This is a genomic window from Hoylesella enoeca JCM 12259 (genome assembly GCF_000613405.1).
Taxonomy (GTDB): Bacteria; Bacteroidota; Bacteroidia; order Bacteroidales; family Bacteroidaceae; genus Prevotella; species Prevotella enoeca.
Genome location: NZ_BAIX01000023.1, coordinates 1 through 14,887 on the forward strand (window position 1 = coordinate 1; position 14,887 = coordinate 14,887).

The following is a 14,887-nucleotide window of genomic DNA, read 5'->3' on the forward strand; positions in this document are numbered from 1 at the left end:
CCGCTTCGAGCGGGGCCAGCAACGGGTTGAGCTTCTCAACGTTGGCCGTTTTACACATCGCCAGCACATGGCCGGCGAACTGGAAGTGCTCCATGTGGTGGAGCTGCGCTTTGTTGATGGTTTTTATTTCCATAGTTTTTGGTTTTGGTTTTGAATGGATCGAAAAATAAATTTTTTTGTATTGCCGATGAAAGGTTGAGATGAAAAATCGCGATTTTTTTGCTCCCTGCGCCGTTTTCTGCCGAAAATCGCGATTTTTTTGCTTCCTGCGCCGTTTTTTGCCAAAAATCGCGATTTTTGAGTTGCCTGCGCCGTTTTCTGCCAAAAATCGCGATTTTTGAGTTCCCCGCGCCGTTTTTTGCCGAAAAATCGCGATTTTTGAGTTCCCTGCGCCGTTTTTTGCTAAAAAATCGCGACGGATGAGCTGTTTTTCGCAATTTCCGCTTTCCCCAATCGGTTTATTCGAAGAACGGGCCTTCTCCTGTGGAGGATGACGTGCGGAACGGCGCGGCCACGTAACCGAAGTTCCGGCGGCTGCGGTAGACCTTCACTTCGGTCGAAGAGAAGATCAAAACGGTCGATTCTTCCAGATCGAGCGGGCAGGCACTCGACGACCAGTAGAAACCTGTGATGCCGAGATCGGAGAAGCCAACCGAGAGATACCCTTCCTTATAGTAGCCCGTAGGCGGCAGGAAGAAGTAGCCGGTTTGCTCGGCTACGGTGAGCGGCGTGTGGCTTGGGTGGGTGGTGACTGATCTGAATGTGGAACGCATGTCGGTGGAGTTGTTGGCACAGACATTCGAATTGAAGCCGGGGATGTTGGTTCTCTTCTTGAACCACATGCCGCCCTTGTGCAGTTTGCCCATTGTGGCCCATAGCTCGTTGGCGTCCCAATGCGGATCGCCCTTTTCCTGATACCACGACATCTCGTTGGCGTTGGGCACGTGGTTGGTATAGGCCGGGTTGAAGAGCGGGGTGCTGCCCTCGCCTACTCCGGCAAAGAATTTGGTGGTGTTGGCATAGCGGTTGGCATCGCCGGGTTGGGGGGAATAGTTGGGGCAACCGCCATTGTCGGTAGGTTGGAGTTGGTTGTTGTGGTTGGGATGGTTCCACTCGTAGCCGTACCAGTAGTTCTCCTTGGCGTCCCACATGTAGTAGTTGTTGCCTGAGGCGCCTGAGCGGGAGTCGAAGCCGCCACCGCTGCTGCTTGTGGGCATGTTGTAGTATGTGTTGGGGGCATAGGTGAACGCAGGGTAGCTCTTGGTGACGGTGCCCTCTATGCCGGTGCTATAGTCTTTCAGCCAAAAGCGCACCTTGAGGGTGTGCATGCCGGGGCGGATGATCATGTAGGATCTGTTGTTGGAACTCAGCGCGAACCCTTTTTCGGTGGGGCTGCTGGGCGCGCCCTTGGTGGTGAGTATGATTTGCTTGGCGCCGATGCTTTCGGCCAGTCCGCCGGTGGTGAGGGTGTATTTTCCGGTAATGTTGTCGGTGGCGGTCACCTCGATGCGGGTGAGATGGCATTTCTTGAAGGCGGCGTTGCCGGCGGTGAGGTTGAACACGAGGATGGTGGGCTCATGTTTGATCGTGAAGTTGAAATTGACGCCGCTCTTGACGGCTGTTCCGATGCCGCAGTCGCCCGAGGTGCCGAAGTGTTTCGTGTCGTCGGGTTCGGTTTGCGTCTGCGCGGCGGCGATGGTCACTTTATTGTTGGTTTTTCCCTTGCCGGGGTAGTACACGGTGTAGGTGTTGCCTGTGAACTTGCCGGGCACCTTGAACTCGAACGAGGCCGTCTTGGCCGTCGGGGCATTGCTACTCTTCTGCCACGTGCCGTCGTCGTCCTGCACGTAGATATAGTCGCCTGCCTCCCAGAAGAAGGCGCCGTTGGCGTAGTTCATCGAGGTGCGCGTGTCGGTCGGCTTTTCGGCGATAAAAGTGGTCAGCCCGTCGTCGTTGGTGTCTGCGTTGCCGCCCGGGTTGTGTTGCGCCATGTCGTTGTCGGCGCACGAGGCCAAGCCCAGCAGTGCGCCCAGCGCGAGGGTATAAAATATGTTTGTCTTCATAAATCTGTCAATTTTGTTCATTCATTCGTTTCGTTCTTGTTTGTTCTTCCTACAGCGGCTGGCTTTGGGGTATGTCGTCTATTTCGTCTTCGTCGAAGTCGTCGAAAAAGTTCTGCTTGGCACTGCTGGGCATGGGGCCAGTGCCGGGCTGGCCGGGCTGGTGCTGGCTGGGGAACGAAGTGTCCATTAATTCACTGTGAGGCTCCAAACGGATCGTCTCAACTGCGGGCTTCGCGTAAGCCCATCTCTCTATTTGATTATGTTTCATAATCGCTATGTTTTGAGTGAATAATTCGTGAAAAATTCTCCCTTGCAGGGTTGGCAAAAGGGCATAAAAAGAAGAGCAGAGGGAACTCTCGTGAGCCCTTTGTTTACGGGTGTCGCACGCTGTTTCGCGCGCGCGTAGGAAGAAACGTCGATTGGCGGTTAGTGTGTGTGTGTGTGTGTGTGTGTGTGTGTGTTAGCAAAATATTCGAGCCCGCCAAATATAAATCGTTAAAAGATGCAAGAGAATCGGAGTTCTTTTGCATGCTCTTATTACTATTTATGTTTGCCTTTATGTTCATCTCTAATTGTCAATTGCGCGGCAAAGGTAGATAAATAATTTTAACCGTGCAAGCATTTTCAATAAAATGTTTAATAGAAACGAATGTCGGTGATGACTTGGCTCCCTACTTCGGCATTAAGACGGCATATCAATTGGCTACGCATCATTGAGAGATCCTGTCGCAGGGCGGGATTGAGGAGTTTGACAAAGAGTGTTTGGTTTTTGATGAATGTCTCGGAGGTGTAGAGTGCCACGGTTGGGCCCACCACCTTGCTCCATGATTCCACCAAGCGCTTTTGGTTGAGGGGCGTTTCGAATCCTCCTTCTCGTAACAGCCGTTGCAGGATTTGGCTTAGCGGCAGCACGTCTCGCTTAAACATCTGTGTCTCCTTTCTTCTCGGTGATTTCGCCGTTGACCACATGAAAGAGCTTGTAATCGAATGCGCTGTTGCGAAGAATGCGGTCGAGATGATCGCGGTTGGTGTCAGTGATGAAGATTTGTCCGAAGTCTTCGCCCGCGACCAAACGCACGATTTGCTCCACACGGTGTGCATCGAGTTTGTCGAAGATGTCGTCCAAAAGTAGTAGGGGAGTGGTTTGGGAAGCCGTGCGCCGCAGAAAGTCGAATTGTGCAAGTTTCAAGGCCAGCACATAAGTCTTATTCTGTCCTTGGCTTCCCTCGCGTTTCATCTGATAATCGTCGAGCAGCATCTCCAAATCATCCCGATGAATGCCGTGCAGGGAATAACCCACGGCGCGGTCTTTGGGTCGATCGCGTTGAATGACTTCCAACAACGGACCGCGTTGGCAGTGCGATATATAACGGAGGGTGACGGTTTCTTTCCCGCCCGAGAGTCGGTTGTGAATATCCTGGAAGACGGGAATCAGTTGCTCCACAAAGGCAGCACGCTTCTCAAACACGATTTCGCCTTGTTGTGCCATTTGCTGTTCCCAAATCTCCATTAACGCAGGATCGGACTCTTGTTCTGTCTTTAACAAGGCATTGCGCTGTTGCAATGCTTTGTTATAGAGCATCAGCGCCTCAATATACGTGTGATCGTACTGCGCAATGACAATATCCATCAGATGCCTGCGCTCTTCGCTTCCGCCTTCGATCAATGTCGAGTCGGCCGGCGAAACAAGGATTAGGGGGATCAAACCGATGTGCTGAGACAGTCGTTTATATTCTTTCTTATTACGCTTGAAATGCTTCTTCACGCCTCGCTTCATGCCGCAATAGATATTCTCTTCGTCTCCGTCTTCGGTCTGATAGTGGCCTTCGAGCACGAAGAAGTCGGCCTCATGGGTAATCAGTTGCGAATCGATGGGATTAGAAGCACTACGACAGAACGAAAGGTAATACACGGCATCGAGGAAATTAGTCTTGCCTTCGCCGTTATGGCCAATCAGGCAATTCATCTTCGGCGACAACTCCAAGTTTGCCGCTCGTATATTCTTATAATTTAGAATGGAGATGTTCTGTAAAATCATTTGCTGCGTATCGGTCTTCGAAGTTGCAAAGTTATGTGTTTCAGGAGTGAAAAACGAAAAAAGTAAAGAATATATTTCAGAATATGAGAGAAAATCAGTAATTTTGCCACGCTTCTAAAATAAGGATAAATAAAAACCAAGTAAGATAATGGCAAACAAACACGTTCAAGGAGCTGCTAACGAGGCTCTACCGAAATCAGAGGCTTTTCTGACCCAATACAGAAAACCGATTTTCATCACGGCAGCCGCAATCATTATTGTGATTGCGGGTTTCTTCGCTTATAAGTCACTATTCGCCGGACCACGCGAAGAAAAGGCAAGCACAGCATTGGCGAAAGGGCAGGAGTATTTCAATAACGAAAAGTTCGACAAAGCGCTCAATGGCGACGGACAAGGTTATGCCGGCTTCAATGCAATTATTTCTGATTACGGTGGCACGGATGCTGCCAATTTGGCTCGCCTGTATGCCGGTCTCAGTTATGCGAATCTTGGCAAATGGGCCGAGGCACAGCAGTCACTGGATGCTTATTCTCCTTCGAGCGACGCAATGGTGAGTCCGGCAGCCATGGCAGCACTCGGTAATGCGTATGCGCATCTTAACCAATTAGACAAAGCGGTGAGCAGTTTGAAGAAAGCAGCCGATATGGCCGACTCAAAAGCACTCGACGGTGCTAATTACAGCCTGTCTCCCATCTTCCTGTTGCAGGCCGGTGAAATCTTGGAAAGCCAGAACAAGAAAGACGAAGCATTGTCTGTCTATCAGGATATCAAGAAGAAATATGTCAATTCTCCCCTCGTTCAGAATCAGGAAATAGACAAATACATCGAACGCGCCTCAGTTAAATAATGGCCACGTCACTACACAATTTGTCGGATTACGACACCAATCAAGTTCCCGATGCCAGTAATATGTGCATCGGGATCGTGGTTTCCGAGTGGAACCCGGAAATCACCGGAGCCTTGCTTTCAGGCGCTGTCAGCACGTTAGAGAGGCATGGCGCTTTATCCGAGAACATCCATGTGAAGCGAGTTCCCGGAAGTTTCGAACTCATTTACGGTGCCCATCAGATGTGTCTCAACGGCGGTTACGATGCCGTGATCATCTTGGGCTGTGTCATCCGAGGCGAAACACCGCACTTCGATTACATCTGTCAGGGTGTGACCTATGGCATTGCCCGACTCAACTCCACTGGCGAAATACCCGTTATCTATGGGCTTCTCACCACGAATGATTTGCAGCAAGCCAAAGACAGATGTGGCGGTCGACTCGGAAACAAAGGCGACGAGTGCGCCATTGATGCCATCAAGATGGCTAAGTTTTGATGAAAGACTTTGCGGCTATCGATTTTGAAACGGCCAACGGTTATCGTACCAGTGTATGTAGCGTGGGCGTGGTGATTGTGGAAGATGGCAAGATTGTCGATACCTATTACCACTTGATCCGGCCCATACCGAATTTCTACACCCAATGGACCACCCAGATTCATGGACTCACCCGGCAGGATACCGACCGGCAGCCGCTCTTTCCCGAAGTATGGGCAGAGATTGCCCCGCGAATCAAATATCTCCCCTTGGTCGCACACAACAAAGCTTTTGATGAGAATTGTCTCAAAGCCGTGTTTCAGGCTTATGAAATGACCTATTCCGATTATCCCTTCTTGTGCACGCTGATGGGTGCACGCCGAAGATTCCGTCGAGGCGAATTGCCCAATTATCAGTTGCAGACCGTTGCCCTGCGATGCGGCTTCGATTTAAAAGCTCATCACCACGCACTGGCCGACGCCGAGGCCTGTGCTCATATTGCGCTTCGCATCTTATGAAAACTAATCGCTAATTTGCACAGCTCTTGTGGCAGAGCCATACTGAAAAACTCATAAACGCACAGATAATGAAACTGAAAGAATTATTACAGGCTTATGATTTCGACGAACTGATGCCAGTCATTGCCGATATGTTTCCGGGAACGGGCAAATACCGTCATCCGCTCAAAGTGGCTTACAATCTGCTGATGGACACGTCTGTGGCGCCGTCTAAGAAAAAGATACGCTATCGGATGATCCACCATGACAAATCTTCTTATTCCACAGTAGGGGCTGAAGACCGCGATTTTGAAGGCACCTGGTCGCTTTGTCTCGGCAAAGATGTTGTCAGAGAGTCTGGAGTCGACCTGTCGGATATAGAATTAGCCGCCAATTGTTTGGTCAATCTCTGCTTGATCAGTCAATACCCCCAAGCCTTTGAAGAGGCCCATGCCCTGCTGATCAAATCATAACAAGTGCGATCACGCTTAATAAATCGGCCGAACCTTGCGTTTTACCGGTGTGCGTTTTTGGTCGAAAATCCAATTTTTTATCAAAACTTGGGTACGGTTTTGCTTCCCAGATTTATTTTTGATCGAAAACGTAGTGCGTTTTTGCTTCCCAGACTCATTTTTGATCAAAACTTGGGTACGGTTTTGCCTCCCAGACTCATTTTTGATCGAAAACGTAGTGCATTTTTGCTTCCCAGACTCATTTTTGATCAAAACTTGGGTACGGTTTTGCCTCCCAGACTCATTTTTGATCAAAACTTGGGTACGGTTTTGCCTCCCAGATTTATTTTCGATCAAAAACGTAGTGCGATTTAGGGAGCATGGCTCTTTTGTTCAGACCCCAACCCCCTAACTTAGGGGGCGAAGGAGTCAGGGGTATAATTGTCTTTTGGAATGGCCAAATATCGTGAAAAGAAATATGAAGTTTGTTTCTCGAAATGCTTACTGCGGAAAAGCATTAAAAATGATGAGTTTATTTTGTGTTAAGCGTGATTTGCAGTACTTTTGCACTTGAATTTTCATCATTAAGTAAAGAGCCATGGCAAGAAAAAAAGCTGAACGCAAACCGAAAAGCCTCGGCGAAGCGGTCGGACTCAAATATATTTTCAACAATGAGAAGTCGAATTTCCTATTGGGAATCATTCTTTTATTCATCGCAGTTTATCTGATCATTGCCATGATCTCGTTTTTCAAAACGGGACAAGCAGATCAAAGCCTATTGGAGAGTATGCGCCCGGGCGAGTGGCTCAATAAAGATCGTCAGTTCACGAATTATTGCGGGTCGGTGGGCGCCATGCTTGCTTATTATTTGATTACGGTTAATTTCGGACTGCCTTCGTTTCTGATTCCGGCTTTTATCATCTTGGTGAGTCTCCGAATGATGAATGCTTACAGGGTTAATCTGTGGAAATGGTTTTTCGGAATGGCGCTCGTGATGATTTGGAGCTCTGTCACTTTGGCTAAGTTTCTGACTCCTTTGATGGGCGACCAAGTGTTTAATCCCGGCGGGAATCATGGACTTTTCTGTGTGCAACAATTAGAAAATATCATCGGTCCGCCCGGATTGACAGCTCTGCTTCTCTTTGTGGCATTGGCTTTCCTCACATTCCTTAGTGCCGAAACAATCACTGTGATTCGCAAGGCACTCAATCCGGTGAAATATATGACGTCGAAAATCAAGATGACCGTCACCAATAATCTCACTAAAAACGAATCGGGCGAAGAAGAAATCGCTATGCAACCCACTATCGAGGAGATTCCGGTCGCACCGCAACCTGTGGTGGATCAACCGACATCTGTCAATGACACAGAAACGATTCTTGGGCAACCCATCGCCGTGCAAGTGTCACATCCTCTGCCTGCGGGCAACGATGAGGGCGGACATTTCACTGTGGAAGTGCCCAAAGGAGAAGCGGTTGCCGGCAGCAATACGCTCACGGCCGAAGAGATCTTGAGTACACCGATCAATCCGCGCGAGCCTTTTCTTAATTATAAGTTTCCAACACTCGACCTTCTTAAAAAGTATGACAACGACGGGAAACCCGAAGTGGACATGGAAGAGATTCGTAGCAACAACCAGCGTATTGTCGAAGTGCTCAACAGTTTCGGTGTGCAGATTCGTGAAATCAAAGCCACTGTCGGTCCCACGATTACGCTCTATGAGATTACTCCGGCCGAAGGCGTGCGCATTAACAAGATTCGTAATCTTGAAGATGACATCGCTCTGAGTCTTGCCGCACTCGGAATCCGTATCATTGCACCGATTCCCGGCAAAGGAACAATCGGTATTGAAGTGCCAAACAAAAAGCCTAACATTGTCTCAATGGAGAGTATCCTCAATTCGAAGAAGTTCAAAGAGACCAAGATGGACTTGCCTATCGCTATCGGAAAGACCATCACCAATGAGGTTTATATGGCCGACTTGACCAAAATTCCACATCTTTTGGTGGCCGGAGCCACCGGACAAGGTAAATCAGTGGGGCTTAACGCCATTATCACATCACTGCTTTACAAGAAGCATCCCAATGAGATGAAACTTGTTTTGATCGATCCGAAGAAAGTGGAGTTCAGTATTTATTCGCCGATTGCTAGTCATTTCATGGCAACTTTGCCTGAGAATGAAGACGAACCGATCATTACCGATGTTACAAAAGTGGTGCGCACGCTCAACTCGCTATGCAAACTGATGGACACACGCTATGATTTGTTGAAATTGGCAGGTGCCCGTAACATCAAAGAATACAACGAGAAGTTTGTCAATCACAAACTTGATCTGACCCGAGGCCATGATTATATGCCTTATATTGTGGTCGTAATTGATGAGTTTGGCGATCTGATTATGACGGCCGGAAAAGAAATCGAGATGCCGATTGCACGTATTGCCCAGCTTGCCCGGGCTGTGGGCATCCACATGGTGATTGCCACCCAGCGCCCCACCACAACCATTATCACAGGCAATATCAAAGCAAACTTCCCCGGTCGAATGGCTTTCAAAGTGAGTGCACAAATCGATTCACGCACCATTCTTGATCGATCGGGTGCCAACCAGTTGATTGGTCGCGGCGATATGTTGATCCTTGTCGGCAACGAACCGGTGCGTGTGCAATGTGCCTTTGTGGATACTCCAGAAGTGGAACGTATCAATGACTATATTGTTTCACAGCCGGGACCCGTCGAACCGTTAGAACTTCCCGAGCCGGCAGCCGATGAGGGCGAAGGCGGGATAGGTAATGGAGGAGCTGATCTGCACAGTCTCGATCCTTATTTTGAGGAGGCTGCCCATGCCATTGTGCTCTCGCAGTCAGGTTCCACGAGCATGATTCAACGTCGATTCTCCATCGGTTACAACCGGGCTGGCCGATTGATGGACCAGCTCGAAGCTGCCGGTATCGTTGGACAAGCCCAGGGAGCCAAACCGCGCGACGTACTCATTACCGATGAAAATTCGCTCAACAACCTGTTGGCGCAGCTAAATCGATGAATGACCCAATACTTATGAACTTAAAAAACTCAATATGAAACGAACGATTTTATTGTCAATAATTCTCTCGCTGATAGCATTTGCGGGGATCAAAGCACAAAATGCAAACCAAGCTCGTACAATTCTGGACAAGGCGGCAAGCGTTATCGGACACTCAGGAGGTGCCAGTGCAAACTTTAAAATAATCGGATCGAAACTCGGAAACACTTCCGGCAATATTGCCATTAAAGGTAATAAGTTTTACGCCAATACGCCGAAAGCCATTGTTTGGTATGACGGCAAAACGCAATGGACATACATGCGCGCCACCAACGAGGTTAATATCTCCACGCCGAAGGAGGCCAAACAAATGTCGATGAATCCTTACACATTCATCAATATTTATCGAACCGGCTACGATATGGGGGTGAAGAGCATCGGGAATAACTATCAGGTGCATCTCATTGCACAAAACAAAAGTCGCAGTATACAAGAACTCTATATCTTGGTAGATAAAAACACTTACGTTCCTAACCAAGTTAAGATGCGCCAATCAGTGGGTTGGATCACCATAAATATCAGTAATTTCAGAACGAGAAAGCTGAACGACAAAGTCTTTTCATTCAATTCCAAAGATTTTCCAACAGCCGAAATCGTTGATCTCAGATAATTTATGAATCGCTTCGAACTTTTCAGGACATTGCGTCGACATCGACAATGGGCAGAGAGGAGAGCTATCACGGCCGGCCAAAACAAGATAGCTAAATTCACACTTATCTTTCTCTCGAGTTTTGTTTTAATTTATTTGATCAGTGCCGCAGTGATGTTGGCTATGCTTGCCAATCAAAGTCACCGTTTCACTTCTATCGAATTGCTGATGGGCGTGTGTCCGTTGATTTTGGCGATAGACTTTCTGATGCGTTTCATTAGCCAGCAGACACCCGCACAAATCATCAAACCCTATGTCTTGTTGCCGATTCCCAAGTATGCGTGCATCAACACTTTTTTGGCCACTTCACTGTTCACATGGGGCAATCTCACGTGGTTTGCTCTGTTTCTGCCTTATTGCTTGATGTCGGTTGTGTTCAGTTTCGGCATCACACAAACACTTGCTTTGCTTTTCCTTTTATGGATTTTGATTCTTGCCAACAGCCAATGGTATCTCATTGTGAGAACTCTTCTCACCGACACACAGCTCTGGTGGCTGCTTCCCATAGGCGTTTACGCCTCATAGGTGCACCCTTTTACATCGGTGCAGACAGCGGATTAGCAGCCTTTTGCGAGTTTTGGGCCGGCGCAGGAACAGCCATTCACGATGCCAATCCGCTTCCTTTCCTCTTCGCTATTCTCTTACTGATAGCCTTGCTTGCCGTTAATCGACGACTGCAATACATTCACATCTGGCGCGAACTCTCCCGAACCGAACAAACACAGCTGCACAGTGTGAGTGAGTTTCGATTCCTCGAACGTTACGGAACGATAGGAGAATATCTCAAACTCGAAATCAAAAGCATTCTCCGCAACAAGAATCCGCGCAAGAGTTTTATCTCTGCGACGGCTTTCGTATTGGTTTTCAGCATGCTGATAACATTCACCAGCGTTTACGATGGAGCGTTTATGGGCACATTTTGGTGCACTTATAACTTTCTGATTTACGCTGCGATGATGATCATTCGCATCATGTGCAACGAAGGAAATTACATCGATGCACTAATGGTAAGACGTGAAAACATTCTCGCTTTGCTGCAAGCCAAATACTTCTTTTACTGTGCGATGCTCTTGTTGCCGTTCTGTCTGATGCTCCCCACGGTCTTTTCGGGCAAGTGGTCATTGTTAATGCTTGTCTCTTACGGCATTTTCACCGCCGGATTCCAGTATTTCCTGGTGTTCCAATTGGCCGTATATAATAAGGTGACGACACCGCTCAATACCAAGTTTATCTCTCGTTCGGGCATCGAAAGCAATTACATACAAATCATCGAACAACTTGTCGCCTTCTCCCTTCCGTTGATTTTGGTATCGATTCTGCAAACTTTCCTGAGCGAAATGGCCTCTTATCTCATCATGTTTGCTATCGGCATCGTCTTCATCTGCACCCACCGGTTGTGGCTTCGCAATATTTATGTCCGCTTGATGGCCCGCCGTTACGACAACATGGCCTCTTTCCGAGCATCGCGATAACGACAAATTTCACTCCGATTATATTTTTCATGGCATTCAGACAACGCTGAAAGCCGATGCAACTCGGCATAAATGGGAACCCGAAAGATGCTTTTCGGCGTTCCCATTTACTGTTTTTCAGCCTCTAACTAACGGCTATTCACAACCGAAAGTAGGCCAACTCACCAAATGATCGATATTATAACGCTTCGCATTCGGCCAACCAAATCGAAGCGGAAGCATCCGAAGGCATTCGCCAATCACCGCGAGGACTCAAACTGACACTGCCCACTTTGGGACCGTCGGGCAAACAAGAACGCTTGAATTGTTGGCTGAAAAATCGGCGGATAAACGTTTTCAGCCAATGTTTGATTACCTCGTCGCTATATGTTTCGGCCTTAGGATGTGCGTCGCCGAAAGCTTGTTTCGCCAGCAAATAGAGTTTGGAAGGCCGGAATCCGAATCGAAGAAAATAATAAAGAAAGAAATCGTGCAACGCGTATGGCCCCACCAGATCTTCGGTTTTTTGGCTGATCTCGCCATGTTCGTCGGCTGGAATCAACTCCGGACTGATCGGCGTGTCGATGATATCCATCAAAGTCGCCTGGGAACGCGCATCGACTTCTGTCTCGGCAACAAACTTCACCAGATAACGAATCAATGTTTTGGGAACGCCACTGTTGACACCATACATACTCATATGGTCGCCATTATATGTGGCCCAACCCAAAGCCAACTCGGAAAGATCGCCTGTTCCGATGACGAGTCCGCCCAACTCGTTACTCAAATCCATCAGAATCTGTGTGCGTTCGCGCGCTTGACAGTTCTCATACGTCACATCGTGGACGTCAGCATCATGTCCGATGTCCTGGAAATGTTGAGTAACGCTCGCCGCAATATTGATTTCTCGCATGCTCACTCTCAAGCTCTCCATCAGCGACAAGGCATTGCTGTGCGTGCGATCCGTGGTTCCGAAACCTGGCATCGTTACGCCGATGATTCCTTTTCGATCCATTTTCAACTTATCGAATGTCTTCACGCAGACCAGCAAAGCGAGCGTACTGTCAAGTCCGCCACTAATTCCGAGGATCACGATTTTGCTGTTTGTATGCATCAATCGATTGGCGAGACCCGCCACTTGGATATTGAAAATCTCTTCACAAGCCGTTTTCATATCTGCCGATGATGGAATGAATGGATACGGATCAATATTGCGCTCTAGCACGAAAGCATGCGGCTGCGTTGCTTTGCACGCAATGGTACGAATCGACAATCGATTGTTTTGAATGGAATCTTTAATATTTCGTTGTGCATTGACAAATGTAGAGTTGTTGCGGCGTTCGCTTTTCAGCCGCTCAATGTCTATCTGACCGGTGCACAATTGCGGTTCGAAGGCGAATCGTTTGCCTTCGCCGATCATCCGACCATTTGCATACAGCAGTGCGTTTCCACCGTAAACAACATCCTGTGTACTCTCACCGCAACCGCAACCACTATACACATAGCCTGCCATTGTGCGTGCACTCTGCTGTGCCAAGAGATTTTTCAAATACTGATGTTTGCCTGTCAGTTCGTCGCTTGCCGACAAATTAAAAATCAAGTCGGCACCAGCGAGCACGAGTTGATTGCTCGGCGGCGTAGGCGCCCACACATCTTCGCAGATTTCTATACCGAAAATCGCACCGTCGCATGTGTAAAACAGTTGTGGATCAGACGTGATTGTGATCTGCGAACCGGCATAACGAATGTTTGACGTGCGTAAATCCTGCGATGAAGCAAACCATCGTTTTTCGTAAAATTCATTGTAATTCGGCAAATAAGTCTTAGGTACCAAGCCCAGAAGTTGCCCTTGCTGAACCACCGCAGCACAGTTGAGTAGCAGATCACCCACTGCAATCGGCAGACCAACAATGACTATCACATCCCGTTTACGTGTGAAATCGAGAAGCATCATCAGTGCATTCTCTGCCGAATCGAGCAATATGTTTTGGTGGAATAGATCCTGACAGGAATATCCGGTGATGCAGAGTTCGGGAAAAACAACAACTTCCACATTCTGCTCTTCGGCTCTCTCAACCAGCGAGATGATCTGCTCGACATTGTATGTGCAGTCTCCTACCTTAACCAAAGGCACTGCCGAGGCCACTTTTATAAATCCATGTTTCATCGTGTTTTCATTTAATTGTCACCTGTGTTGCACCATAACCATACTCTTGAAAGCTGGCATCCTGATACGAATAGTTCTTATACCGATAGCTCAAATCATTGACTATGGCCCGCCGGAGCACGCCTTCGCCTTTGCCATGGATGAACACAATGCGCTGACCTTTATGCTTCGCATGGGCGGCCAACGTGTCACGGAACACCTGCAATTGATAATTGAGAATATCTCCTGCTGTCATTCCGGCAGTAGTTTCTAAGATTTCGCCGGCGTGGAGATCCACAACGATGATGTCTTCATCGCCTTTTCGCTTCGTGATCAACGGATTCCCGCGATGTTTGCGATCGGCATATCGAGGTTGATAAGCATCTTGTTTGCGAGACGATTCGGCAGGAGCAGCCGACTGATACATCTCTGCTTTCAGTTTCTTTGTATCAATCACCAACGACCGCGAAGGCTTGTCGTTTTCCACAATCGTATAGAGAAGCGCAGGCGTTTCAAAGAAATCGTTCGACTGGAAAGTGTGAAGTTTATAGAACTTCACGGGATCCAATCTGAGCTGCACATCTATCGTAGGTTTCAAAAGGAATGCTTTTGCACGCTTAAAAGCCGTTAGTTGCACGGCGATATGCCGTCTTTCGTCGAGTGATTGACGGTTAAACGTTTCGAGATAGAGTTTCGTATTGGGTTCCAGTTCATTAGCTGCGCGTAACGTCCAACTTGAACCCTCGGCTGTGAGATATGCAAAATGGAGATGATAATTGCTATCGTTGACAATGTAAGTGTCAAATTCCGTGTTGCTTATTTCTTTTATATCGACGGGTACAAAAGCCAAATAAACCGAGAGTTGGTTACCTCCTTTGCGCTCCTCCACAGGCTTTCGGAAAGCAATTTCCTTGTCGGCCGGATCATCGTCGGGTTCTTCCTCGGATATATCTTCATCCATTCCCGATTTCAGTTTTGCCTTGATCGACCGACCATCTGTTTGCTCCGGCGTGGGCTGTTTCATTTTATCGCCGACAATCCGAGTCGTACTGTAATCATCATTTTCCACTACCACAACATCGCTTATTGCCGTGGGGATCTGAAATCCGTCCTCATCTTCAACCAAAACGATGTTTTTCCCTTGAAAACCGGCCACCTTTCCGCCACCCGTTTCACTGAGAAATCTCACTTGATCACCTATCTTCATGCT

General features: G+C 48.1%; 14 protein-coding genes and 1 pseudogene. 8 read left to right on the top strand and 7 right to left on the bottom strand.

Annotated features, from left to right (window positions below; genetic code table 11):
- The 5 genes and pseudogenes from JCM12259_RS14510 to recF all read right to left on the bottom strand — a co-directional run.
- Nucleotides 1–325 (bottom strand): annotated as a pseudogene (locus JCM12259_RS14510) (hypothetical protein); the annotation flags it as partial.
- 133 nt (nt 326–458) lie between these two features.
- A complete protein-coding gene (locus tag JCM12259_RS07890) occupies nt 459–2,063 on the bottom strand; it encodes a hypothetical protein (RefSeq protein ID WP_060544359.1) in 1,605 nt (534 codons plus the stop codon).
- Between the two features lie 49 nt (nt 2,064–2,112).
- Nucleotides 2,113–2,331: a hypothetical protein gene (locus JCM12259_RS07895; RefSeq protein ID WP_025066052.1), complete on the bottom strand. Its 219-nt coding sequence runs from the start codon at nt 2,329–2,331 to the stop codon at nt 2,113–2,115.
- 368 nt (nt 2,332–2,699) lie between these two features.
- A complete protein-coding gene (locus tag JCM12259_RS07900; protein ID WP_025066053.1) occupies nt 2,700–2,990 on the bottom strand; it encodes a DciA family protein in 291 nt (96 codons plus the stop codon).
- The gene (recF, locus tag JCM12259_RS07905) at nt 2,983–4,101 is read right to left on the bottom strand and encodes a DNA replication/repair protein RecF (RefSeq protein ID WP_025066054.1); all 1,119 of its coding nucleotides are present in this window, start codon (nt 4,099–4,101) and stop codon (nt 2,983–2,985) included. The genes JCM12259_RS07900 and recF overlap by 8 nt, the downstream gene beginning before the upstream one ends.
- Nucleotides 4,102–4,249: 148 nt before the next feature.
- On the opposite strand from recF, the gene JCM12259_RS07910 reads away from it, so the two are divergent.
- From JCM12259_RS07910 to JCM12259_RS14515, 8 genes are all read left to right on the top strand, one after another.
- Nucleotides 4,250–4,948, top strand: coding sequence for a tetratricopeptide repeat protein (locus JCM12259_RS07910; RefSeq protein WP_025066055.1), 699 nt, complete (start codon nt 4,250–4,252; stop codon nt 4,946–4,948).
- On the top strand, nt 4,948–5,424 hold the full coding sequence (gene ribH / locus JCM12259_RS07915) for a 6,7-dimethyl-8-ribityllumazine synthase (RefSeq protein WP_025066056.1): 477 nt from the start codon (nt 4,948–4,950) through the stop codon (nt 5,422–5,424). Before JCM12259_RS07910 ends, ribH begins: the two co-directional genes overlap by 1 nt.
- Nucleotides 5,424–5,921, top strand: a complete 498-nt coding sequence (locus tag JCM12259_RS07920; RefSeq protein WP_025066057.1) for a 3'-5' exonuclease — start codon at nt 5,424–5,426, stop codon at nt 5,919–5,921. Before ribH ends, JCM12259_RS07920 begins: the two co-directional genes overlap by 1 nt.
- Before the next feature lie 68 nt (nt 5,922–5,989).
- Nucleotides 5,990–6,373 (top strand): hypothetical protein, encoded by a 384-nt coding sequence (locus JCM12259_RS07925; protein WP_025066058.1) that lies wholly within the window; start codon nt 5,990–5,992, stop codon nt 6,371–6,373.
- A 577-nt stretch (nt 6,374–6,950) separates the two neighbouring features.
- Nucleotides 6,951–9,392, top strand: coding sequence for an FtsK/SpoIIIE family DNA translocase (locus tag JCM12259_RS07940; RefSeq protein WP_025066060.1), 2,442 nt, complete (start codon nt 6,951–6,953; stop codon nt 9,390–9,392).
- A 34-nt stretch (nt 9,393–9,426) separates the two neighbouring features.
- Nucleotides 9,427–10,041 (top strand): outer membrane lipoprotein periplasmic chaperone LolA1, encoded by a 615-nt coding sequence (lolA1, locus tag JCM12259_RS07945; protein ID WP_025066061.1) that lies wholly within the window; start codon nt 9,427–9,429, stop codon nt 10,039–10,041.
- 3 nt (nt 10,042–10,044) lie between these two features.
- Entirely contained in the window at nt 10,045–10,605 is a 561-nt protein-coding gene (locus JCM12259_RS17535) for a DUF5687 family protein (protein ID WP_262499177.1), read from the top strand.
- Complete coding sequence (locus tag JCM12259_RS14515; RefSeq protein WP_262499178.1) at nt 10,527–11,552, top strand: DUF5687 family protein; 1,026 nt, start codon at nt 10,527–10,529, stop codon at nt 11,550–11,552. Before JCM12259_RS17535 ends, JCM12259_RS14515 begins: the two co-directional genes overlap by 79 nt.
- 178 nt (nt 11,553–11,730) lie before the next feature.
- Here JCM12259_RS14515 and JCM12259_RS07955 read toward each other — a convergent pair whose 3' ends face one another.
- Both JCM12259_RS07955 and JCM12259_RS07960 read right to left on the bottom strand, forming a co-directional pair.
- Nucleotides 11,731–13,698, bottom strand: a complete 1,968-nt coding sequence (locus JCM12259_RS07955) for an NAD(+) synthase (protein WP_025066062.1) — start codon at nt 13,696–13,698, stop codon at nt 11,731–11,733.
- A gap of 7 nt (nt 13,699–13,705) precedes the next feature.
- Complete coding sequence (locus JCM12259_RS07960) at nt 13,706–14,884, bottom strand: DUF2027 domain-containing protein (RefSeq protein WP_025066063.1); 1,179 nt, start codon at nt 14,882–14,884, stop codon at nt 13,706–13,708.
- Between the last annotated feature and the right edge of the window lie 3 nt (nt 14,885–14,887).